This window comes from Kocuria flava, assembly GCF_001482365.1.
GTDB lineage: Bacteria > Actinomycetota > Actinomycetes > Actinomycetales > Micrococcaceae > Kocuria > Kocuria flava.
Map to the genome: position 1 here is coordinate 3,083,380 of NZ_CP013254.1, position 22,763 is coordinate 3,106,142.

Below are 22,763 nucleotides of genomic sequence, written 5' to 3' on the forward strand. Positions count from 1 at the left end.
GCATCCCGCGCTCCGGCGCGTGATCCGCCGTGCCCACCGCGACCCGGCGGGGCCCGAGGCCCCGCCGCCCTGCAGAAGAGAGATCGACCCATGACCCGCACCCTGCTCCAGCGCTCCTCGGTCCTGCTGGCCGCCGCCTCCGCGCTCGCCCTGGCCGGCTGCTCGAGTGCCGGCAGCACCGCCGAGGCCGGCGGCACCGCCTCCTCCTCCACCAGCACGGTCGAGATCGAGGACAACCACGGCACCCACAGCGTCGAGGTCCCGCCGGCCTCCGTGGTCGCCACCGACAACCGGACCTTCGAGACGCTGGCCGACTGGGGCGTCGAGCTCGCCGCGGCCCCGCGCGCGCTCATGCCGGACACCATCCCCTACGCCGACGACGAGTCGATCGTCGACCTGGGCACCCACCGCGAGCCCGACCTCGAGGCGGTCGTGGCCGCCGACCCCGACGTGATCGTCAACGGCCAGCGCTTCGCCCAGTACCGCGAGGACCTCGCCGGGCTGGTGCCCGAGGCCGCCCTCGTCGAGCTGGACCCCCGGGAGAACGAGCCCCTCGACGCGGAGCTCAAGCGGCAGACCACCGTCCTGGGCGAGATCTTCGGGAAGACCGCCGAGGCGGAGGAGCTCAACGCAGAGCTCGACGCCGCGATCCAGCGCGTGCTCGACGGCTACCGGCCCGGGGACACGGTCATGGCCGTCACCGTCTCCGGCGGCGAGATCGGCTACATCGCCCCCGAGAAGGGCCGCACCCTCGGCCCGCTGTTCGAGCTCTTCGGCTTCGAGCCCGCGCTCGAGGTCGAGGGCGCCAGCGACGACCACCAGGGCGACGACATCTCGGTCGAGGCGATCGCCGAGTCCGACCCCGACTGGATCCTCGTGATGGACCGCGACGCCGCGATCGCCGCCGACGAGCCGGAGTACACCCCCGCCCAGGAGGTCGTCGAGAACGCCGAGGCCCTGCGCAACGTCACGGCCGTGCAGGAGGGCCACGTCGTGTACATGCCCAAGGACACCTACACCAACGAGGGCATCCAGACCTACACCGAGTTCTTCGACACCCTGGCCGACGCCATGGGCGAGCAGGACTGATCCCCCGGACCCGACCGGTGGCGGGGCCCGCGCGCAGCGGGCCCCGCCACCGCCGGTCCCCGGCACGACGGCTGACGGCCGACGGAAAGGCGTGACCCATGACGACGACCCTCTCCGGGCCCGCCCGCAGGGCCCGCGAGACCCTCTTCGACCGGAGGCTGCTCCTCGGCGTGCTCGGGGTCGCGGCCCTGCTGGGCGCGTCCCTGCTCACCGGGGTCTACGACGTCTTCGGCGCCGAGGACGGCGGCGAGATGTTCGCCATCACCCGCGTCCCGCGCACGATCGCCCTCGTGCTCGCCGGGGCCGCGATGGCCATGTCCGGGCTGGTCATGCAGCTGCTCACCCAGAACCGGTTCGTGGAGCCCACCACGACCGGCACCACCGAGTGGGCCGGGCTCGGGCTGCTCGTCGTGACGCTGCTCGTGCCCACCGCGAGCCTGCTCACCCGCATGGCCGGGGCCGTGACCGCGGCCTTCCTCGGCACCATGGTCTTCTTCCTCTTCCTGCGCCGCGTCTCGCTGCGCTCCTCGTTGATCGTGCCCATCGTCGGGATCATGCTGGGCGCGGTGGTCGGGTCCGTCTCGACGTTCCTGGCCCTGCAGACGGACATGCTCCAGAGCCTGGGGGTGTGGTTCGCCGGCAGCTTCACCTCGGTGCTGCGCGGACAGTACGAGGTCCTGTGGATCGTGCTGCTCGTCGTCGTCGCGGTCTTCCTCGTGGCCGACCGCCTCACCGTCGCCGGCCTCGGCGAGGACGTCGCGACCAACGTCGGGCTGGACTACCACCGCACCGTCCTGCTCGGCACCGGTCTGATCGCGGTGGCCACCGGCGTCGTCACCGTCGTCGTCGGCAACCTGCCGTTCCTGGGGCTGATCGTCCCCAACATCGTCTCGATGGTCCGCGGCGACGACCTGCGCTCCAACCTGCCGTGGGTGTGCCTGCTGGGCATCGCCGTCGTGACGGTCTGCGACCTGATCGGCAGGCTCGTGATCATGCCCTTCGAGATCCCCGTCTCGGTGATCCTCGGGATCGTCGGCGCCGTGGTGTTCGTCCACCTGCTCCTGAGGCAGCGCCGGCGTGGCTGAGACCGTGACCGCCCCCGCACCCCTGTCCCCGCCGCCCGCGGCGGCCCGCGAGCGCGGCGGCGCCGGGGCCTTCCCCACCGCCCGGGCCCGCCGCCGCTACTGGGTCCTCCTGGCGGTGCTCGCCCTCGCCTCCTGCGGCTTCGCCTTCGGGCTGCTCGCCTGGGACAACCCCATGCCCGTGGGCTCGGAGGGCTTCTGGCTCATCGCCGAGCGCCGGGCGACGAGCGTGGTCGTCATGGCCGTCGTGGCCTTCTGCCAGGCGATGGCGACCGTGAGCTTCCAGACGGCCACCAACAACCGCATCATCACCCCGTCGATCATGGGCTTCGAGTCCCTCTACGTGGCGGTCCAGACCTCCACCGTCTACTTCCTGGGAGCCGCGGGGCTGCTGGTCCTGCAGGGGGTGCCGCAGTTCCTCCTGCAGGTCGCCCTCATGGTGGGGGTCTCCCTGGCCCTCTACGGGTGGCTGCTCTCCGGCCGGTACGGCAACCTCCAGGTGATGCTGCTCGTGGGCATCGTCATCGGCGGCGGCCTCGGGTCCGTGTCGACCTTCATGCAGCGGCTGCTCTCCCCCAGCGACTTCGACGTCCTCTCCGCCCGCCTGTTCGGCTCCGTGACCAACGCCCACGCCGACTACCTGCCCGTGGCGATCCCCCTGTGCCTCGCCGCCGGCGCCGCCCTGTGGTGCTCCTCGCGGCGGCTGAACGTCGTCGCCATGGGCCGGGACGTCAGCCTCAACCTGGGGATGCGGCACCGCGCCGAGGTGATGCGCACGCTGTTCCTCGTCTCCGTGCTCATGGCCGTCTCCACCGCACTGGTGGGTCCCATGACCTTCCTGGGCTTCCTCGTGGCCACGCTCGCCTACCAGCTCGCGGACACCCACGACCACCGCCACGTCTTCCCCGTCGCCGTGCTGACCGGGTTCACCGTCCTGACGGGCTCCTACTTCGTGCTCAACCACGTCTTCTACGCCCAGGGCGTCGTCTCGATCATCATCGAGCTCGTCGGGGGCTCCGTCTTCCTCTACGTCATCCTCCGAAAGGGCCGGCTGTGATCACCCTCGCGAACGTGCGCAAGACCTACGGCGAGGAGGTCACCGTCGGCCCCGTCGACCTCGAGATCCCCTCGGGCGGGATGACCGCCCTGATCGGGCCCAACGGGGCGGGCAAGTCCACGCTGCTGACGATGATCGGGCGCCTGCTCGACCTCGACGAAGGCACCATCGACATCGCCGGCTACAACGTGGCGAGCACCCGCTCCCAGGACCTGGCCCGGATCGTGTCGGTCCTGCGCCAGGAGAACCACTACGTCACCCGGCTCACGGTCCGCCAGCTGGTCGGCTTCGGGCGCTTCCCGCACAGCCGCGGGCGGCTCACCCGCGCGGACGAGCAGGTCATCAGCCGCTGCATCGACTTCCTGGACCTGTCCCCCCTCGAGCACCGCTACCTCGACCAGCTCTCGGGCGGGCAGCGCCAGCGCGCCTACGTGGCCATGGTCCTCGCGCAGGAGACCGACCACGTCCTGCTGGACGAGCCGCTGAACAACCTGGACATGCGCCACTCCGTGTCGATGATGCAGCACCTGCGCCGGGCCTGCGACGAGATGGGGCGCACCATCCTGATCGTGCTGCACGACGTGAACTTCGCCAGCCACTACGCCGACCGGATCTGCGCCGTGAAGGACGGCCGGGTCGTGGAGTTCGGCACCCCCGCCGAGATCATGGACGACGCGGTCCTCACCCGGGTCTTCGAGACCCCCGTGACGGTCCTCGAGGGCCCCCGCGGCCGGCTGGCCACCTTCTACTGAGCGGGGCCGGCCTCCCCCGCGCCCCGGATAGGGTGGGACAATGCACGACGAGGCGACCGAGATCGCACCCCTGCTCACGCGCGAGGGGATGGCCCTGCTCGACTCCCTCGGCGCCTACGACGGCACCGGCGCCCTCGAGGAGGTCTCGCGGCTGCGGGCCGCCGGGCACCCGCCGGAGCTGGTCTCCGCGGCGCTGACCCAGGCGCGGCTGCGCACCCGCGCCCGCGAGAAGTTCGGGGACTTCGCCGGGCGCATGCTCTTCACCCGGGCCGGTCTCGAGCAGGCCACCCGCCTGCGCGTGGCCGCCCTGCACGCCCGCCGCTTCGCCGACGCCGGGGTCCGCCACGTCGCCGACCTCGGCTGCGGGATCGGCGCGGACGCCCTCGCCCTGGCCGCCCTCGACCGGCGGGTCACGGCCGTCGAGCGCGACGAGACCACCGCGGCGGTCGCGACCGTCAACCTCACCCCCTTCCCCGAGGCGGCCGTGCTGCACGCCGACGCCGAGGACCTGGACCTCGCCGCGCTGCCGGGCGGGCCGCCCGACGGGGTGTGGCTGGACCCGGCGCGGCGCACGACGTCGTCGTCCGGGACCCGGCGCCTCTTCGACCCCGAGGCGTTCTCCCCGCCCCTGTCCTTCGCCGAGGCGCTCGCCGCCCGGGGGCTGCCCGTGGGCGTGAAGCTCGGACCCGGCGTCCCGCACGAGGCGCTGCCGCCGGGGTGCGAGGCCCAGTGGGTCTCCGACCGCGGGGACGTCGTGGAGCTCGTGCTCTGGTTCGGCGCCGTGGCCCGGCCCGGGGTCCGGCGGGCCGCCCTCGTGCTCGGCGCGCACGGGTCCGCGGAGCTGACCAGCCCCCGCGACGCCGCCCCCGCCCACGAGGACGCGCCGCTCGGCCCGGTCGGGACCTGGCTCTACGAGCCGGACGGGGCCGTGATCCGCGCCGGGCTCGTCGCCGACCTCGCCCGCCGGACCGGCGCCCGGCTGGTCCACCCCCGCATCGCGTACCTCAGCGCCGACGAGCACGTGCCCACGCCCTTCGCCCGCGCCTACCGGGTGCGGGAGGTGCTGCCGCACAACGTCAAGGTGCTGCGGCGGTGGGTGCGCGAGCACGGGATCGGCATCCTGGAGATCAAGAAGCGCGGCACCGACGTCACCCCGGAGGAGCTGCGCCGCCGGCTCGCCCCGAAGGGCCCCCACCGGGCGACCCTCGTGGTGACCCGCACCGGCACCGGGGAGGGCGGCCGGGACGGGGAGCAGCGCGTCGTGCTCGTCGTGGAAACCGTAGACTGAGGCTCCCCGCGGGCGCCGCCGTCCGCACCCGGCCGGGCACCCGCCCCACAGCACGATAGGAACCTGCCGCGTGGAGATCTCGTTCGCCCGCTCCGACCAGTCGACGCTCGGCGTCGAGTGGGAAGTCGCCCTCGTCGACGCCGCCGACGGCGACCTCGTCCCCCGGGGCCGGGAGACCTACGAGGCGGTGCTCGAGGCCCGCCCCGAGTGGGCCCGCGACGGCGACCACCCGCACCTGACCGGGGAGTTCCTGCTCAACACCATCGAGATGGTCACGGGCGTGTGCCGGGACGTGGCCGGGACCACCGAGCAGCTCGCGCTGATGATGGACGAGATCCGCGCCGTCGCCGACCCGCGCGGCCTCGAGATCTTCGCCGCCGGCACCCACCCGTTCGCGCGCTGGCAGGACCAGCAGGTCACCGACAAGCAGCGCTACCACAAGCTCGTGGACCGCACCCAGTACTGGGGCCGGCAGATGGTGATCTTCGGCGTGCACGTGCACGTGGGCCTCGACTCCCGCGCCAAGGCCCTGCCGGTGCTCGACGGGATGCTGGCCCACTACCCGCACCTGCTGGCCCTGTCCGCCAACTCCCCGTTCTGGGACGGCCAGGACACCGGCTACGCCTCGCAGCGGTCCATGATCTTCCAGCAGCTCTCCACCGCCGGGCTGCCCTACCCCTTCGACACGTGGGACGAGTACGAGCGCTGCATCGAGGACATGATCACCACGGGCATCATCGAGGAGATCAGCGAGTGCCGGTGGGACGTGCGCCCGGTCCCCCGGCTGGGCACCAACGAGGTGCGCTTCTGCGACGGGCTCTCGACCCTGTGGGAGGTCGGGGCCCTCACCGCCCTCACCCAGTGCCTGGCCCACTCCCTGGCCGCGGACGCCGAGGCCGGCCGCACGCGGCCGCGGCTGCAGCCGTGGCACGTGCGGGAGAACAAGTGGCGGGCGGCGCGCTACGGCCTCGACGCCCAGGTGATCACCGACGCGGAGAACACCGAGCGGGACCTGCGCGAGGACCTCGAGCGGCTGCTGGACCGGCTCGAGCCCGTCGCCGCGCACCTGGGCTGCGCCCGCGAGCTCGCCGACGTCGAGCGGATCTACCGGGACGGCGCCGGCTACCAGCGCCAGCGGGAGGTCGCCCGCGCGCACGACGGCGACCTGCGGGCCGTCGCCCTGGACATCGTCCGCCGCACCCGCGAGAACGCCTGACGCCCCGGGCCGGCCGGCTCAGACGGTGACGGTCGTGACCGGCAGGGAGGAGTCCGCCGGGAAGCCCAGGTCGGAGGGCTCCCCGCCCTCGGCGACGACGCGGGCGGCGAGCGCGGCGACCATCGCCCCGTTGTCGGTGCACAGCGACAGCTCCGGGACCACGAGCTCGATCCCGTGCTCGGCGCAGCGCTCGGCGGTGAGCGCGCGCAGCCGCGAGTTCGCGGCCACGCCCCCGCCCAGCAGCAGCGTGTCCAGGCCCTGCTCGGTGCACGCGAGCACGGTCTTGCGGGTGATCACGTCGGCCACGGCCTCCTGGAAGGACGCGGCGACGTCGGCCACCGGCACGGGCTCGCCGCGGGCCTCGAAGTCCTCCACGACGCGGGCGACGGCGGTCTTGAGCCCGGAGAAGGAGAAGTCGTAGCGGTGCGGGCCGGGCCGCTCGGCGGAGCCCATGTACTTGCCGGCGCTCAGCCCGCGGGGCAGGCGGAAGGCCGCGGGGTCGCCCTCGCGGGCGGCGGCGTCGATCGCGGGTCCGCCGGGGTAGTCCAGGCCCAGGACGCGGGCGACCTTGTCGTAGGCCTCCCCGGCGGCGTCGTCGAGGGTCGCCCCCAGCAGCCGGACGTCCCGGGCGAGGTCCTCGACCGCGAGGATCTCGGTGTGCCCGCCGGAGACGAGCAGCGCCCCGAGCCCTCCGTCCGCGCGGCCGGCGGCCGGGCCGGGGACCCCGGTGCCCTCGAGCAGGCCCACGCTGACGTGGGCGACGAGGTGGTTGACGGCGTACAGGGGCTTGCCCGTGGCCACGGCCAGCGCCTTGGCGGCGGCGACGCCGACCATCAGCGCCCCGGCCAGGCCCGGCCCGGAGGTCACGGCGAGGGCGTCGACGTCCTGCAGCCGCACCCCGGCCTCGTCGAGGGCGGCGCGCAGGGTCGGCACGAGGGCGTCGAGGTGGGCTCGGGAGGCGATCTCGGGGATCACCCCGCCGAAGCGCACGTGCTCGGCCATCGAGGAGGAGACGGTGTTGGCCAGCAGGGTGCGCCCGCGCACCACGCCCACCCCCGTCTCGTCGCACGAGGACTCGATGCCCAGCACCAGGGGTCCGTCGGTCATGGCGCGTCCTCCTCGGGAACGGAGCCGGCGGCGCCAGCGGGTTCGGCGGGGCCCTCCGGCCCCAGCGGGCGGCACATCACGAGCGCGTCGCCGCCGTCGCGGTAGTAGCGGGGGCGGACGTGGATCTGCTCGTAGCCGTGGCGGCGGTAGAGCTGCTGGGCGCGGGGGTTGTCCGCGCGGACCTCGAGCATCATCCGGTCGGCGCCGAGGCCGCGGGCGTGCTCGTGCAGGGTCCGCAGCAGGGCGGTGCCGATGCCGCGGCCCTCGTGCTCGGGGACCACCGCGATCGTCTGGACGTCCCCGACCGGGGGGATGCACATCAGCCCGGCGTAGCCGATCACCGCGCCGTCCTGCTCCGCGACCCAGTACCGGCACACGGGCTGGGCGAGCTCGGCGGCGAACATCTCCGGCGGCCAGGCGTCGAGCGGGAACAGCTCCTGCTCGAGCGCCTGGACCGCGGCGAGGTCCGCTGTGGTCATGGGGCGCAGGAACCACCCCCCGGTGCGGGCGCTCACGCGCCGGCCCGCTTCCGGGGGCCGGGGACCTTCGCGTCGGACTCGCGCAGGTACAGGGGGGTGGTGGTGCGCTCCAGGGCCTCCCCGCGGGCGGTCCGGCGGGCGGCGGCGCGGCCCAGGGACGCGGCCGAGGGCTGGGCCCGATCGTGGCCCGGGACGGGCCGGGCGAGCCGGTCGGCCCACAGCCCGGCGCCGCGGCCGTAGGCGGGCAGCGCCGGCAGCTCCGCGGCCGGGCCGACCCCGGGCCCCTCGGCGAGGCGGGGTCCGTCCGGGGCCAGGGCGTAGCGCGCCCAGTAGACCTCCCGGCGGCGGGCGTCGGTGAGCACGAGGAACTCGTCGTGGCCGGCCGCACGGGCGGGCCCGGCCACGTCCTCGGCGACGGCCTCGAGGCTCATCAGCCCGTGCAGGGGCAGGTCCCAGGCGAAGGCCAGGGCCCGGGCGGTGGCGATCCCGGCGCGCAGGCCCGTGAACGGGCCCGGCCCGGTGCCCACGAGCACCCCGTCGAGGTCGGCCCCGCCGAGGCCCTGCGCGGCGAGCAGGTCCCGCACGGCGGGGGCGAGCACCTCGGCGTGGGAGCGGGTGTCCGGGCTGGCGTAGGCGCCCAGGACCTCGCCGTCCGAGACCAGGGCGGCGGAGGCGGTGGCGGAGGAGTCCAGGCACAGCAGAAGCACCCGCCCAGTCTAGTGCCCGGGCCCGCACCCCCGCCGCGCACTCACAGCGCGGGCGGTCCCCCCGCCCAGCGCGGGCCCACGCCGGTGAGGGTGATCCGCCGCGGCTCGGGGGCGTCGTCGTCCTCCGGGTCCCCGGCGGCGTGCAGGGCGGGGCCCGAGGCGCCGCCGTCGGTGCCGGGGGCCGCAGGGCCGGCGCCGGGGCTCCCGAGCGCCCCGGCGCCGACGGCGCGCTCGAGGACCACCTCGAGCCGGGAGCCGGCGAGGTGCTCGACCTTGCCGGCGCCCCACTCCACGACGGTCACGGACGCGTCGGCGGTGTCCTCGAGGTCGAGGTCGTCGACCTCGGCCGCCGAGGCCAGCCGGTAGGCGTCCACGTGGACCAGGTCGGGGCGGCCGGGACCGCCGCGGTGGCGGCGCACCAGCACGAAGGTCGGCGAGATCACCCCGCGCTCCACCCCGAGCCCGCGGGCCAGGCCCTGCGTGAAGGTCGTCTTGCCGGCGCCGAGCTCGCCCGTGAGCACGAGCAGGTCGCCGGCGCGCAGCTGCGCGCCCAGCCGCTGCGCCAGCTCCTGGGTCCGGGCCGGCCCGTCCACCTCGAGGGTGCGCGTCCACTCCGTCACGGTGCCTCCTTCCCCGCGCCTGCGGGGGCGCCGTCCACGTGCACGCGGGGGACCCGCGGGGACACGCGCGTGACGATCTCGTAGTTGATGGTCCCGGCCGCCTCGGCCCAGGCGGTCGCGGAGGGGTTCTCCCCCGCCCCGAAGAGCACCGCCTCCGCCCCGAGCAGCCCGTGCTCGGGAGCGGCCAGACCGGGGGCCCCGAGGTCCACGACGACCTGGTCCATGGCGACCCGCCCGACCACGGGGCAGGTCCGGCCCTGGATCCGCACGGGGCCGCCCGTGGCCGCGCGCGGGACGCCGTCGGCGTAGCCGAGCGGGACCAGGGCCAGGGTCGTGGGCCGGTCGGTGACGTGGGCGAGCCCGTAGGAGACGCCCTGTCCGGCGGGCACCTCCTTGACGGCGCTCACCGTGGTGCGCAGGGTCATGGCCGGGACGAGGCCGAGCTCCTCCGGGGTGCGGTCGGCGAACGGCGAGAGCCCGTAGAGGCAGACCCCGACCCGGACCATGTCCAGGAGCATGTCCTCGGGCCGCTCCTGGTCCCGCGCCGTGAACAGTCCCGGCGAGTTCGCCGCGTGGCGGGTCGCCGGGCGCAGGCCCGCGGCGCGGGCGGCGTCCACGGCGGCGCGGAAGCGGGCCAGCTGCTGGGCGGTCTCGGGACGCTCGGGCTCGTCGGCCACGGCCAGGTGCGTGAAGATCCCCACGACCTCCACCAGCCCCTCGGCCTCCGCGGCGGCGGCGGCGCGGACGAGACCGGGCCAGGCGGCCTCCGTGGCCCCGTTGCGGCCCAGGCCCGTGTCGATCTTCAGGTGGATCCGGGCCGTGGTCCCCAGCGCCCGGGCCGCCTCGGCGATCGGGGCCAGCTCCCAGCCGCTGACCCCCAGCTCGACGCCGGCCGCCAGGCCCGCCCGGAAGTCGGTGCCCACGGTGTGCAGCCACGCCAGCAGCGGGGCGTCGACCCCGGCCGCGCGCAGCTGCAGGGCCTCGGCGACGTGGGCGACCCCGAGGGCGTCGGCCCCGGCCGCGAGCGCAGCGCGCGCCACGGGCACGGCGCCGTGGCCGTAGGCGTCGGCCTTGACCACGGCCATCAGCCGGGCCGGGGCGGCGACCTCCCGGGCCCGGCGCACGTTGGCCCGCACGGCGGCGAGGTCCACGACGGCGCTGCGCTCGGGGGCGCCCGCGGGCGGGAGGGGGACGGAGGGGGCGGGGGAGCTCACCCGACCATTCTGGCACCGCCCCGGGGCGCGCGGCGCACGGGTGCGGGCCCGGTGGGCTCCGCCGGGCGCGGGAGCCCGCATGCCACGGGCCGCCCGCACCCTGCGTCCCCGGGCCTGCACGCTCCCCGGGCCCGCCGCCGTAGAGTGGAGGCCGTGCCCGAGCCCGCCGACCCCGTCCTGATGATCAGCCTGCACACCTCGCCCCTGGCGCAGCCGGGATCCGCGGACGCCGGCGGGATGAACGTCTACGTCCGCCACCTCGCGCAGGAGCTCGCCGCCGCCGGGCAGCGCGTCGACCTCGCCGTCCTCGACCGCTCCCCCGGCGCGCCCCGGGGCCCGCGGACGACGACGACGGTGGTCGCCCCGGGGCTGCGGCTGCACGAGGTCGCCGTCCCCGGCGGGGCGGGCGCCGCCAAGGAGCAGCTGCCGCCGCTCGTGCCCGCCGTCGCCGCCGCGCTCGCCGCCGCCCTGCCGGAGGCGCCCCGGGCCGTGCACGCCCACTACTGGCTCTCGGGCGAGGCCGGCCGACGGATCGCGGACGCCGCCGGGGTCCCCCTGGTGCTGGGGCTGCACACCACCGCCCGGGCCAAGAACCTGCGGGCGGCCGCGGACGAGCCGCCCGAGCCGGCGGCCCGCGCCGACGCCGAGGAGCGGCTGATCGCCCGCGCCGAGGCCACGGTCGTCAACACCCGCGCCGAGGCGCAGCAGCTCGCCGCCCTCTACGGCGCCGACCCGCAGCGCCTGGCGGTGGTCGCCCCCGGGGTGGACCTCGCCGTGTTCCGGCCGGGCCCCGCCGCCGCCGGACCGGGCCTGCCCGACCGGGCGCTGCGGGTGCTCTTCGCGGGCCGGCTGCAGCCGCTGAAGGGCCCGCAGGTGCTCGTCGAGGCCCTCGGCGCGCTGCGGCGGGACCCGTCCGCGCCCGCCGTGGAGCTCGAGCTCGCCGGCGTCGGCGACCCCGCCTTCGCCGCGGTCCTGCGCGCGCGGGTCCGGGCGCTGGGCCTGGCGGGTGCGGTGCGCTTCTCCGGGGCCCTGCCCGAGGCCGGGCTCGCGCAGCGGATGCGCCGGGCCGACGTCGTCGCCGTTCCCTCCTCCTCGGAGACCTTCGGGCTCGTGGCCCTCGAGGCCCAGGCCTGCGGCACCCCCGTGCTGGCCACGGACGTCGACGGGCTGCGCACGGCCGTCCTCGACGGGGTCACCGGCCGGCTCGTGCCGGACCGCTCGCCGGAGGCCTGGGCGCACGCGCTCGCAGACCTCGCGGCCCGGCCCGCCGCCCTGGAGCGGCTCGGGCAGGCCGCGGCCCGGCGCGCCCGCGCGTTCTCGTGGGCGGCCACCGCCCGGGCCACCGCGGAGGTCTACGAGCGGGCCCGGGCGCGGGTCCCCGGCACCGGCGCGCATACACTCGGGGCGTGAGCAGCCTCCCCGCCCCCGCCCCGACCGCCGACGACCTCCTCCGCCACCTCGACGAGCACCGGCTGACCGGCCCGGTGGCCACCCCCCGCGAGGCGAACCTGCGCAACATCCAGGGCTTCCTCGACGGCGACCAGCACCAGCACATGGGCGTGGTCCGCACCCGCGAGTGGTCCTTCGACGACGTGTTCGCACTGATGTGCGAGCGCGTGGGCATCTCCGCGGACCGCGGCCACCTCGAGGGCCAGGACACGATCTCGGCCGCCCTGGCCGTCGCGGCGCTCGAGCGCTACGCCGCGGTGCTCGGCGAGGTCGTCGCCGCGGGCGGGCGGGTGCTGCTGGCCACCGGCCACCCGGCGGGGCTGTTCCCCGTCTACTCCCGCATCGCCGGCGCGGCCCGCCGCGCCGGGGCGCACGTGGTGCAGGTGCGCGACGGCTTCGCCTTCGAGGACGGCGACGTGCGCCAGATCCAGGACGTCGTGATGGTCGAGCAGTACGGCGGGCTGCGGCACACCCACTTCCCCGGGCCGATGGAGCTGACCCTGGACCGGCTGGAGCGCGACGGGCAGGCCCCGCCGGACCTCGTGGTCGCCGACCACGGCCTCGCGGGGGCGGCCGGCTCCCGCGGGCTACGCACGATCGCGATCGCCGACTGCAACGACCCCGGCGTCTTCGTCGCCGAGGCCCAGGGCCAGGTGGAGGTCGCCGTGCCGCTCGACGACAACCTCCCGCCGCGCCGCTACGACCCGGTCACCGCGTTCGTCCTGGAGCGGGCGGGCCTGGCCGCCCACGCCTGACCGGCCCCGCCCGCCCACCCGCACCCCTGCGCTCCCGCGCTCCGGCGCGAGGTCCCACGGCAATGACGGGATCCCAGCCGCAGCCGGTGCCGGCGTGGGATCCCGTCGCCCCGATGGGGTCCCGCGGTCCGGGGCGGGACCGCTGCGGTGGCTCAGCGCTCGCGCTCGCCCCGGATGAAGGCCTCGAGGCCGGCCCGGGCCACGTCGTCGGCCTGCTGCTCGGCCGGGGACTTCATGAAGTACGCCGAGGCCGAGGTCAGCGGACCGCCCAGCCCGCGGTCCAGGCCGATCTTCGCCGCCCGGATCGCGTCGATGATCACCCCGGCCGAGTTCGGGGAGTCCCAGACCTCCAGCTTGTACTCCAGGGAGATGGGGGCGCCGCCGAAGCCGTGGCCCTCCAGCCGCACGAACGCGAACTTGCGGTCGTCCAGCCACGGCACGTGGTCCGAGGGGCCGATGTGGACGTCCTTGGTGCCGAACTCGCGGACGACGTTGGAGGTGACCGCCTGGGTCTTGGAGATCTTCTTCGACTCCAGCCGGTTGCGCTCGAGCATGTTCATGAAGTCCATGTTCCCGCCCACGTTGAGCTGGTAGGTGCGGTCCAGCACGTACCCGCGGTCCTCGAGCAGCTTCGCCAGCACCCGGTGGGTGATCGTCGCCCCGATCTGGGACTTGATGTCGTCGCCGACGATCGGCACCCCGGCCTCGGTGAACTTCGCCGCCCACACCGGGTCCGAGGCGATGAACACGGGGAGGGCGTTGACGAAGGCCACCCCGGCGTCCAGGGCCGCCTGGGCGTAGAACCGGTCGGCCTCCTCGGAGCCCACCGGCAGGTAGGAGACCAGCACGTCGACCTGCGCGTCCCGCAGGGCCTGGGCGACGTCCACGGGCTCGGCCGCCGACTCCTCGACCATCGCCCGGTAGTACTCCCCCAGTCCGTCCAGGGTGGGCCCGCGCTGGACGGTCACCCCGGTGGGCGGGACCTCGGCGAAGGTCATGGTGTTGTTCTCCGAGGCGTGGATCGCCTCGCACAGGTCCACGCCGACCTTGGCGGCGTCGACGTCGAAGGCGGCCACGAACTGCACGTCGCCCACGTGGTAGTCGCCGAAGACCACGTGCATCAGCCCGGGCACGGACTCGGCGGGGTCGGCGTCGGCGTAGTAGTGCACGCCCTGGACGAGGGACGAGGCGCAGTTGCCGACACCGGCGATGGCCACGCGGATGGGGTGGTGGGGCACAGGACTCCTTTGTCGTGGTGGTCCCCTCCCCGGGCCGGGCACGCGCCCGGGCAGCACCCGGCGGGCGTGCGGCAGGGAGGACTACAGCGGCCCAGTCTATCCGCGCCCGCAGGCCCCCTTCCCCGCCCCTGCCCCCTCGCGAGATCCCATGCCGGGCGCGCAGGGCGCCGGCTCAGCGGGCGCCGAGCAGCAGGGCGACGGCCAGCACCAGGAACAGCACCCCGGCGGCGAGCTCGACGGCCGCGGCCCGGCGCCGGAAGGCCGCGGCGAGGCGCTCGACCGACCCGGCCCACGCGACGGCCGTGAACCAGCCCAGGCCCACGGCCACGAGCAGGACGTAGACCAGGGCCGTCTCCCACCACCGGGCGCCGGCGGGCACCACGTTGGCGAACAGGGCGACGAAGAACACGATCGCCTTCGCGTTGGAGAGGTTCGTGACCAGCCCCAGCACGAAGGCCCGTCCCGGGGCCAGGTCCCGGGACGGGCCGGGCCCGCCGCGCAGCGGGTCCGGCCCCCCGCCGGGGTCGCGGTCCTCCGGCGGGGCGCCGGACCCGGCCGCCCGGGCGGGGACCCGGGCCGCCAGGCCGGCGCGCACGCCGCCGATGCCGAGCCAGCCCAGGAACAGCGCCCCGCCGACCTGCAGGAGACGCTGCAGCGGCTCGGCGCCGGCGATGAGCACCGTGACCCCGGTCAGGGACAGCCCGATCCACAGCAGGTTGCCCGTCATCACGCCGGCGGCGGTGAGCACCCCCGCCCGGCGGGAGCCGAGCGAGGCGTTGCGCAGGATCACGAGCACGTCGGGGCCCGGGGAGACGATCCCGGCGATCCACAGCCCGAGCAGGGCGAGGTACTGCGAGGCCTCCACGGGTCAGCGCGTCCCGGTGCTCACGCGTGCTTGGAGTCCTGGGCGCCGGCCCAGATGTTGATGTCGGAGTCCGTGGCCAGCCGGTCGATCGCGGCGAGCTCGTCGTCGGTGAAGTCCAGCCGCTGCACGGCGCCCGCGCTGTCCACGAGCTGGTCGGGCGAGGACGCGCCGACGAGGGCGGTGGTCACCTGGCCGTCCGCCTGCTCCCGCAGGACCCAGGCCAGGGCCATCTGCGCGAGCGTCTGGCCGCGCTCCCGGGCGATGGCGTGCAGGCCGCGGACCTTCTCCAGGGTCCGCTCCGAGAGCCACTCGGGGTCCAGGGACTTCTCGGCCGCGGCGCGGGAGTCGGCCGGGACGCCGTCGAGGTAGCGGTCGGTGAGCATGCCCTGGGCCAGCGGGGTGAAGACGATCGAGCCCATCCCGGCCCGGGTGAGGGCCCCGAGCAGCGAGGTCCCGGACGGGCCGGGGGCCTCGATCCAGCGGTTGAGCATCGAGTAGGACGGCTGGTGGATCAGCAGCGGGGTGCCCAGCTCCCGCATGATCTCCTGGGCGCGCAGGGTCAGCTCGGCGTTGTAGGAGGAGATGCCCGCGTACAGGGCCCGCCCCGAGCGCACGATGTGGTCCAGCGCCCGCATCGTCTCCTCCAGCGGGGTCTCGGGGTCCGGGCGGTGGTGGTAGAACACGTCGACGTGGTCGGTGCCCATCCGCCGCAGGGACTGGTCGAGGGAGGAGACCAGGTACTTGCGGGAGCCGCCGAAGCCGTACGGGCCCGGCCACATGTCCCAGCCGGCCTTCGTGGAGATCACGAGCTCGTCGCGGTAGGGGGCGAGGTCCTCGCGCAGGACCCGCCCGAAGTTCAGCTCCGCGGAGCCCGCGGGCGGGCCGTAGTTGTTGGCCAGGTCGAAGTGCGTGATGCCCAGGTCGAAGGCCGTGCGCAGGATCGCGCGCTGGGTCCCGAGCGGCTTGTCGTCGCCGAAGTTGTGCCACAGCCCCAGGGAGATCAGGGGCAGCTTCAGCCCGGACTCGCCCACCCGGCGGTAGGGCATCGTCTCGTAGCGGTCCGCCGCGGGGACGTAGTGGGCGTCGGGTCCGTAGGTGTGCACGGGGTTCCTTCCGTCGGTCCGCGCGCCGCCGGGAGGCCGCCGGGGGGCGCCTCCCGGCGGTGCGCGCGGGGGTCGTGGGGGTGCGGTGGGGCGGCGTCAGCAGCGCACGACGGCGGCGCCGTGGGGGGGCAGCTGCGCGAGCGCGCCGCCGTCGTCCCCGGCGGAGAGGGAGACCTCGCCGGAGCGGAAGAGCACCTCGGCCCCGGCCGTGCCGGGGAAGGGCACCCGCACCGGTTCGGTGCCGAAGTTCAGCAGCACGGCGACGCCGTGGTCCGACCCGGGCTCCGCGGCCCGATGGAGCACGAACCAGCGGGCGTCGTCGTCGTGGGCCGTGCGGATCGTCGCGAAGCGCGGGTCGGTGAGCTCGGGCACGGTCCGGCGCAGGGCGATCAGCTCGCGGTAGGCGGCCAGGACGCGGGCGTGGTCGCCGCGGCCGGTCTCCGACCAGTCGAGCTTGGAGTTCTCGAAGGTCGAGGGGGCCTGCGGGTCGGGCACGGTCGACTCGTCCCAGCCCATCGAGGCGAACTCGGCCTTGCGGCCGCGGGCCACGGCCTCCCCCAGCTCGGGCTCGGGGTGGGCGGTGAAGAACTGCCACGGCGTGGACGCCCCCCACTCCTCGCCCATGAACAGCATGGGGGTGAAGGGCTGGGTCAGCAGCAGCACCGCCCCGAGCACGAGCCGGTCGGCGTCGAGGCCCGCGCTGATCCGGTCCCCGGCGGCGCGGTTGCCGACCTGGTCGTGGTTCTGGATGCAGGTGACGAACTGCCAGGTCCGCTGCCGGCGCTTGTCCACCGGCCGCCCGTGGTGGCGGCCGCGGAAGGCCGACATGGTGCCGTTGTGGTAGAACGCCTCGCGCACCACCTTGTCGAGGCTGGCCAGGGAGCCGAAGTCCGCGTAGTAGCCCTGGGTCTCCCCCGTGAGGGCGACGTGGGCGGCGTGGTGGAAGTCGTCGAGCCACTGCCCGGTCATGCCCAGGCCGTTCTCGTGCACGGGGGTGATCATCCGGGGGTCGTTGAGGTCGGACTCCGCGATCGTGAACAGCGGCTTGCCGGTCTCGGCGGCGACCCGCTCCACCCGCTCGGCGATCTCCTCGAGGATGTGCACGGCGCGGTGGTCCTGCAGGGCGTGGACGGCGTCGAGCCGGAAGCCGTCCACGTGGTAGTCCCGCAGCCACATCTCCACGTTGTCGAGGATGTGCTCGCGCACGCCGTCGGAGCCCCACCCGTCGAGGTTGATCAGGTCGCCCCAGCTGCTGGCGCCGGGCTTGAAGTAGTCGGCGAACAGCGGCAGGTAGTTCCCGGAGGGGCCCAGGTGGTTGTAGACCACGTCCTGGACCACGCCCAGGCCCCGCTGGTGGCAGGCGTCCACGAAGCGCTGGTAGGCGGCGGGCCCGCCGTAGGACTCGTCGACGGTGTACCACAGCACGCCGTCGTAGCCCCAGTTGTGCTCGCCGTTGAAGCCGTTGACCGGCAGCAGCTCCACGAGGTCCACGCCGAGCTCCACGAGGTGGTCCAGCCGCTCGATCGCCGAGTCGAGGGTGCCCTCGGGGGTGAAGGTCCCCACGTGCAGCTCGTAGACCACGGACCCGGCCAGGGCGCGGCCCGTCCAGGCGCCGTCGCCCCAGGCGTGCTCGGCGGGGTCGAAGGTGCAGGAGAGGTCGTGGACGCCCTGCGGCTGGCGGCGGGAGCGGGGGTCGGGCAGCACGTCGGAGACCTGGGTGCGCTCGTCGGGGGTGCCCTCGTCGAAGACCTTGGTGAGGACGTAGCCGTAGCGCACGGTCCCGGCGGGGACGTCGGCGTCGTCGGGCAGGGTCCACCAGCCCCGGCCGCGGCGGGCGGGGCCGCGCAGGGTGCCGGCGGGCAGGGTGGTGGCGGCGACCATGGGGTGGTCGACGCCCTCCACCCGCACCGTCACGGCCTTGGCGTGGGGGGCCCAGACGTCGAAGCGGTCGAGGGAGGCGCGGTCGGTGGGGACGGTCATCAGGAGTCCTTCCGGCGCAGCAGCGCCACGGGGTAGTCGGAGAGCAGGTCGGCCACGGCGACGGTGCCGGTGTGCGGGCGGGCCGTGAGGACGTCCTCCCACGACCCGGCGGGCAGGGCGAGGGTCTCCTCCGTGAAGCCGCCGCGCGCGGCCAGGCCCAGGGGCAGCCGGGTGACGACCGTGACGGCGCCGCCGCGGTCGAAGGCGAACACGTGCTCGGCCCGGGGTCCGGAGGCCTGCAGGGGGCTGTAGCCGGTGAACAGCTCGGGCCGGTCGCGGCGCAGCCGCAGCGCCCGGGAGGTCACGAGCAGCTTCGCGGCGCCGTCGGGGCCGACGGCGGGCCTGGCCTCGTCGCTGCCGGGGGCGGCGGCGTCGAGGCGGGCGAGCACGCGGGCGCGCTCCTCGAAGTCGACGGGCCGGCGGTTGTCGGGGTCCACGAGGGACTCGGCCCACAGCTCGGCCCCCTGGTAGACGTCCGGCACGCCGGGCATCGTGAGCTGGACCAGCTTCGCGGCGAGCCCGTTGGACCACCCGGCGGCGGTGACGTGCTCGGCGAAGCCCTCGACGACGGCGCGCATCTCGGGGTCGTGCAGGACGTGGTCGAGGAAACGGGTCAGCCGCGCCTCGAAGTCCTCGTCGCCGTCGACCCACGCGGTCGAGACCCCCGCCTCGCGGGCCGCCTTGAGCGCGTAGTCGGTCAGGCGCTCCTGGTCCAGCGGCCAGGCCCCCACCGCGGTCTGCAGGACGAGGTTGACGAGCGGGCCGTCGCCCACGCGCGTGCCCCGCTCCTCGGCGAGGCGCTTGACGGTGCCCACGACGCCCGCCCACTGCTCGGCGGCCTCGGCGAGCACCGTGATGCGGGCGCGCACCGCCTCGGAGCGCTTGGTGTCGTGGGTGGACAGCGTGGTCATCGCGGCCGGCTCCTCGGCGGCCCGGCGGGCGAGCTCGTCGTGGGCCTCGGCGGGGGTCAGGGAGAAGTGCGAGGGGTCGCCGCCGACCTCGGTCAGGGAGGTCAGCCGGGGGAAGCGGTAGAACGCGGTGTCCTCCACGCCCTTGGCCACGACCATCCCGGAGGTCTGCTGGAAACGGCGGGCGAGCTCGCCGAGCTCGGCCTCGTCCGTGGCCCCGGCCCCGAGCAGCCCGCCCAGGGTGGCGACGGCGTCCGAGAGGTCCGGGCGCCGCTCCCGGGCCGCGTCGAGGGCCGCCCGCAGGTGCTCGGCCCCCTCGGGCAGGTAGCTGCGGTAGACGGGGAAGTTCGCGAGGACCTCCGCGAGCGCGTCCTCGGCGGTCTCCGGGGCGAGCCCGGCGTCGGCGGGCACGAGGCGGGCCAGGCGCCGCACCTCGGCGTGCAGGCCGCGGTCGGCCATGGCGCGCTTGGTGCCGTGGATCAGCTCGTCCCAGTGCACGGGCTCCCCGTCGCGCAGCCGGGCGTCGAGGCTCGTGAGCGCGTACTCCCCCGCGGGGTCGGTGAGCAGCCGGTCGATCGTGCCCAGCGCGTCGTAGCCGGTGGTGCCCGCGGTGGCCCAGCCGCGGGGCAGCCGCTCGCCGGGCTCGAGGATCTTCTCGACCACGACCCACGCGCCGCCGGTGAGCTCCGCCAGCTGCTCGAGGTACCCGCCGGGGTCGCGCAGCCCGTCCGGGTGGTCGATGCGCAGGCCGTCGACGAGGCCTTCGTCGAACCAGCGGCGGATCTCGGCGTGGGAGGCCTCGAAGACCTCGGGGTCCTCCACGCGCACCCCCGCGAGGGTCGCGACCGTGAAGAAGCGGCGGTAGTTGAGCTCGTCGTCGCCGCGGCGCCAGTCGATCAGCTCGTAGTGCTGGCGGGCGTGGACGGCGCGGGCGTCCTCGCCCTCGGTCCACGTGCCCTCGGCGAGCGGGTAGACGTTGTCGTAGTAGCGCAGCGTGCCGTCCTCGACGCGCAGCCGGTCGAGCTCGTCCGCGCCGTCGCCGAGCACGGGGATCAGCACCTTGCCGCCGCCGGCGTCCCAGTCGACGTCGAAGGCGCGCGCCCAGGGCGAGGCCTGCCCCTGCTCGAGCAGCGACCACCACCAGGGGTTCTCCCGGGGCACGGCGACGCCCTGGTGGTTGGGCACGACGTCGACGACCACGCCCATGCCCTTCGCGTGCGCGGCGTCGGCGAGCGCCCGCAGCCCCTCGGGGCCCCCGCGGACGGGGTCGACCTCCTGCGGGGAGGCGACGTCGTAGCCGTGGTCGGATCCGCCCACGGCCCGCAGGACCGGGGAGAGGTAGACCCAGTCGGCGCCGAGGTCGTGGAGGTAGTCCACGAGTCCCGCGGCCCGGTCCAGGGTCAGGTCGGAGGTGATCTGCAGTCGGTAGGTCGATGTCGGTGTGCGCACGCCCCAAGTCTGTCGGGAACACCCCCGAAACGCCAGCAGGCTTGCGACCCGTTGCCGGGTCGCAAGCCTGCCGGTGTCCCGCCGGGCGGGCTCAGCGCGTCACTGGTCCTGCGGGGTCTGCGCGTAGACGGCCACGGAGGCGGCGACCGAGGCGTCGGGCTCCTCCTCGGGCTCCTCGTAGGCGCGCAGCACGACCATGGACTTCCCGCGCAGGGTGATGGTGCTGCGGGAGCGGCGGATCTGCCCGTCGGCGTGCTCGCCCGCGGTGTCGAGGATCTCCTCCCACTGCCGGCCGTAGCGGGCCGGGGGCAGCTTGTACTTCACGGGCTCCGGGTTGGAGTTGAAGTAGACGATGAAGTTCACGTCCGTGATGGGGCGCCCGCGCATGTCCACCCCGGCGATGCCGTGGCCGTTGAGCCACATCCCCAGCGAGCGGGACAGCGGCTCGTCCCAGTCGGCGGGCTTCATCGGGGAGCCGTCGGTGTTCAGCCAGGCGATGTCCGGCATGGGCCGGCCGGCGTCGTCCTCGTCCATCTCGACGGGGCGGCCGTCGAAGAAGTTGGAGCGGCGGAACGTGGGGTGCTGGTGGCGCAGCTGGGTCACCGCGGCCACGAACTCGGTCAGCGGCCCGTCCATGGTGTCCCAGTCGATCCACGACAGCTCGTTGTCCTGGCAGTAGGTGTTGTTGTTGCCGTTCTGCGTGCGCCCGAGCTCGTCGCCGTGCAGGACCATGGGCGTGCCCTGGGACAGGAGCAGGGTCGCGAGGAAGTTGCGCTGCTGGCGGGCGCGCAGCCCCAGGACCTCCGGGTCGTCGGTGGGGCCCTCCACCCCGCAGTTCCAGGAGCGGTTGTGGGACTCGCCGTCGTTGTTGCCCTCGCCGTTGGCGTCGTTGTGCTTCTCGTTGTAGGAGACGAGGTCGCGCAGGGTGAAGCCGTCGTGGGCGGTGACGAAGTTGATGGAGGCGAAGGGCCGGCGGCCGCTGTGCTCGTAGAGGTCGGCGGAGCCGGTGATGCGGGAGGCGAACTCGCCGAGGGTCGAGGGCTCGCCGCGCCAGAAGTCGCGCACGGTGTCGCGGTACTTGCCGTTCCACTCCGTCCACTGGGGCGGGAAGTTGCCCACCTGGTAGCCGCCGGGGCCGATGTCCCACGGCTCGGCGATGAGCTTGACCTGGGAGACGACCGGGTCCTGCTGGACGAGCTCGAAGAACGTGGAGAGCTTGTCGACGTCGTAGAACTCGCGGGCCAGGGTGGCGGCCAGGTCGAAGCGGAAGCCGTCCACGTGCATCTCGGTCACCCAGTAGCGCAGGGAGTCCATGATCAGCTGCAGCGAGTGCGGGTGGCGGACGTTGAGGGAGTTGCCCGTGCCCGTGTAGTCCATGTAGTACTTCTGGTCGTCCTCGACCGTGCGGTAGTAGGCCTGGTTGTCGATGCCCTTCATCGACAGCGTGGGGCCCAGGTGGTTGCCCTCGGCGGTGTGGTTGTAGACCACGTCGAGGATCACCTCGATGTCCGCCTCGTGCAGGGCCTTGACCATGGCCTTGAACTCCTGGACCTGCCCGCCGAGGTCGTTGGTGGAGTGGTACTCGTTGTGCGGGGCGAAGAAGCCGATGGTGTTGTAGCCCCAGTAGTTGCGCAGGCCCTTCTCCAGCAGCGTGGAGTCCTGCACGAACTGGTGCACCGGCATGAGCTCGATCGCGGTCACCCCGAGCTTCTGCAGGTGGGCGATCACGGCCGGGTGGGCGACCCCGGCGTAGGTGCCGCGCTGCTCCTCCGGGATCTCCGGGTGGCGCTCGGTGAGGCCCTTGACGTGCGCCTCGTAGATCACGGACTTGTGGTAGGGGGTGCGCGGGGTGCGGTCGCCCTCCCAGTTGAAGAACGGGTTGATCACCACGCCCTTGGGCATGTGCGGGGCCGAGTCCTCCTCGTTGAAGGAGTCCTCCTCCCCGAAGTTGTACGAGAACAGCGGCTGGGCCCAGTCGAACCGGCCGGAGACCGCCTTGGCGTAGGGGTCGAGCAGCAGCTTGGCGGGGTTGCAGCGCTGGCCCGCCGCCGGGTCCCAAGGCCCGTGCACGCGGTAGCCGTAGCGCTGGCCGGGCTGGACCTGCGGGAGGTAGCAGTGCCACACGTAGCCGTCCTGCGCCTCGACGTCGACGCGGGTCTCCGTGCCGTCGTCGTCGAAGAGGCACAGTTCGACCTTCTCCGCGACCTCGCTGAAGAGGGCGAAGTTGGTGCCGGTCCCGTCGAAGGTCGCTCCGAGGGGATAGGGCTGGCCGGGCCAGACTTCCATGGGCTTCTCCTGTCGCGCCCGCCGGCCGGGGGCGACCGTCAGCGGGCTGTTGGTGGTGACGTGGGGTTAACCATAGCCGCCCGCCGGGGCGCCCCCGTGCGGACGGGCGCCGCGCACGC

The 22,763-nt window shown here is 74.7% G+C and carries 19 protein-coding genes; 8 read left to right on the forward strand and 11 right to left on the reverse strand.

Annotated features, from left to right (window positions below):
• Positions 1 to 90 precede the first annotated feature (90 nt).
• The 6 genes from AS188_RS13745 to AS188_RS13770 all read left to right on the forward strand — a co-directional run bounded on the left by AS188_RS13745 (position 91) and on the right by AS188_RS13770 (position 6,484).
• Complete coding sequence (locus tag AS188_RS13745) at positions 91 to 1,089, forward strand: siderophore ABC transporter substrate-binding protein (RefSeq protein WP_058859316.1); 999 nt, start codon at positions 91 to 93, stop codon at positions 1,087 to 1,089.
• 98 nt (positions 1,090 to 1,187) lie between these two features.
• Positions 1,188 to 2,174, forward strand: coding sequence for an ABC transporter permease (locus AS188_RS13750; RefSeq protein WP_058859317.1), 987 nt, complete (start codon positions 1,188 to 1,190; stop codon positions 2,172 to 2,174).
• Positions 2,167 to 3,228 (forward strand): iron chelate uptake ABC transporter family permease subunit, encoded by a 1,062-nt coding sequence (locus AS188_RS13755; protein ID WP_083529470.1) that lies wholly within the window; start codon positions 2,167 to 2,169, stop codon positions 3,226 to 3,228. Before AS188_RS13750 ends, AS188_RS13755 begins: the two co-directional genes overlap by 8 nt.
• Positions 3,225 to 3,980, forward strand: coding sequence for an iron ABC transporter ATP-binding protein (locus AS188_RS13760; RefSeq protein ID WP_058859318.1), 756 nt, complete (start codon positions 3,225 to 3,227; stop codon positions 3,978 to 3,980). The genes AS188_RS13755 and AS188_RS13760 overlap by 4 nt, the downstream gene beginning before the upstream one ends.
• A 40-nt stretch (positions 3,981 to 4,020) precedes the next feature.
• Positions 4,021 to 5,268, forward strand: coding sequence for a THUMP-like domain-containing protein (locus tag AS188_RS13765; protein WP_058859319.1), 1,248 nt, complete (start codon positions 4,021 to 4,023; stop codon positions 5,266 to 5,268).
• Positions 5,269 to 5,338: 70 nt separating this feature from the next.
• Positions 5,339 to 6,484 carry a glutamate--cysteine ligase gene (locus AS188_RS13770; RefSeq protein WP_058859320.1) on the forward strand — a complete coding sequence of 382 codons (1,146 nt, stop codon included), beginning with the start codon at positions 5,339 to 5,341 and terminating at the stop codon, positions 6,482 to 6,484.
• Positions 6,485 to 6,502: 18 nt separating this feature from the next.
• Here the strand turns inward: AS188_RS13770 and tsaD are convergent, their stop codons facing one another.
• The 5 genes from tsaD to alr are packed head-to-tail and all read right to left on the reverse strand — an operon-like array spanning position 6,503 to position 10,611.
• Positions 6,503 to 7,591, reverse strand: coding sequence for a tRNA (adenosine(37)-N6)-threonylcarbamoyltransferase complex transferase subunit TsaD (gene tsaD / locus AS188_RS13775; protein ID WP_058859321.1), 1,089 nt, complete (start codon positions 7,589 to 7,591; stop codon positions 6,503 to 6,505).
• A complete protein-coding gene (gene rimI / locus AS188_RS13780; RefSeq protein WP_058859959.1) occupies positions 7,588 to 8,070 on the reverse strand; it encodes a ribosomal protein S18-alanine N-acetyltransferase in 483 nt (160 codons plus the stop codon). The genes tsaD and rimI overlap by 4 nt, the downstream gene beginning before the upstream one ends.
• Before the next feature lie 32 nt (positions 8,071 to 8,102).
• A complete protein-coding gene (gene tsaB, locus AS188_RS13785) occupies positions 8,103 to 8,777 on the reverse strand; it encodes a tRNA (adenosine(37)-N6)-threonylcarbamoyltransferase complex dimerization subunit type 1 TsaB (RefSeq protein WP_058859322.1) in 675 nt (224 codons plus the stop codon).
• Positions 8,778 to 8,818: 41 nt separating this feature from the next.
• Positions 8,819 to 9,397, reverse strand: coding sequence for a tRNA (adenosine(37)-N6)-threonylcarbamoyltransferase complex ATPase subunit type 1 TsaE (gene tsaE, locus AS188_RS13790; RefSeq protein ID WP_058859323.1), 579 nt, complete (start codon positions 9,395 to 9,397; stop codon positions 8,819 to 8,821).
• Positions 9,394 to 10,611, reverse strand: a complete 1,218-nt coding sequence (gene alr / locus AS188_RS13795; protein WP_058859324.1) for an alanine racemase — start codon at positions 10,609 to 10,611, stop codon at positions 9,394 to 9,396. The genes tsaE and alr overlap by 4 nt, the downstream gene beginning before the upstream one ends.
• 153 nt (positions 10,612 to 10,764) lie before the next feature.
• On the opposite strand from alr, the gene AS188_RS13800 reads away from it, so the two are divergent.
• Together AS188_RS13800 and AS188_RS13805 are read left to right on the forward strand one after the other, a co-directional pair.
• Positions 10,765 to 12,021 (forward strand): glycosyltransferase, encoded by a 1,257-nt coding sequence (locus tag AS188_RS13800; protein WP_058859325.1) that lies wholly within the window; start codon positions 10,765 to 10,767, stop codon positions 12,019 to 12,021.
• On the forward strand, positions 12,018 to 12,815 hold the full coding sequence (locus tag AS188_RS13805) for a phosphatase (RefSeq protein WP_058859326.1): 798 nt from the start codon (positions 12,018 to 12,020) through the stop codon (positions 12,813 to 12,815). Before AS188_RS13800 ends, AS188_RS13805 begins: the two co-directional genes overlap by 4 nt.
• 152 nt (positions 12,816 to 12,967) lie before the next feature.
• On the opposite strand, the gene AS188_RS13810 is transcribed toward AS188_RS13805, so the two are convergent.
• From AS188_RS13810 to glgX, 6 genes are all read right to left on the reverse strand, one after another.
• The gene (locus tag AS188_RS13810; RefSeq protein ID WP_058859327.1) at positions 12,968 to 14,053 is read right to left on the reverse strand and encodes an inositol-3-phosphate synthase; all 1,086 of its coding nucleotides are present in this window, start codon (positions 14,051 to 14,053) and stop codon (positions 12,968 to 12,970) included.
• Positions 14,054 to 14,225: 172 nt separating this feature from the next.
• Positions 14,226 to 14,918, reverse strand: coding sequence for a LysE family translocator (locus AS188_RS13815; protein ID WP_058859328.1), 693 nt, complete (start codon positions 14,916 to 14,918; stop codon positions 14,226 to 14,228).
• Between the two features lie 20 nt (positions 14,919 to 14,938).
• Positions 14,939 to 15,964: an L-glyceraldehyde 3-phosphate reductase gene (mgrA, locus tag AS188_RS13820; protein WP_058859960.1), complete on the reverse strand. Its 1,026-nt coding sequence runs from the start codon at positions 15,962 to 15,964 to the stop codon at positions 14,939 to 14,941.
• Between the two features lie 153 nt (positions 15,965 to 16,117).
• The gene (treZ, locus tag AS188_RS13825) at positions 16,118 to 18,001 is read right to left on the reverse strand and encodes a malto-oligosyltrehalose trehalohydrolase (protein WP_058859329.1); all 1,884 of its coding nucleotides are present in this window, start codon (positions 17,999 to 18,001) and stop codon (positions 16,118 to 16,120) included.
• Positions 18,001 to 20,358 carry a malto-oligosyltrehalose synthase gene (gene treY, locus AS188_RS13830; protein ID WP_058859330.1) on the reverse strand — a complete coding sequence of 786 codons (2,358 nt, stop codon included), beginning with the start codon at positions 20,356 to 20,358 and terminating at the stop codon, positions 18,001 to 18,003. Before treY ends, treZ begins: the two co-directional genes overlap by 1 nt.
• Before the next feature lie 99 nt (positions 20,359 to 20,457).
• Entirely contained in the window at positions 20,458 to 22,644 is a 2,187-nt protein-coding gene (glgX, locus tag AS188_RS13835; protein ID WP_058859331.1) for a glycogen debranching protein GlgX, read from the reverse strand.
• Between the last annotated feature and the right edge of the window lie 119 nt (positions 22,645 to 22,763).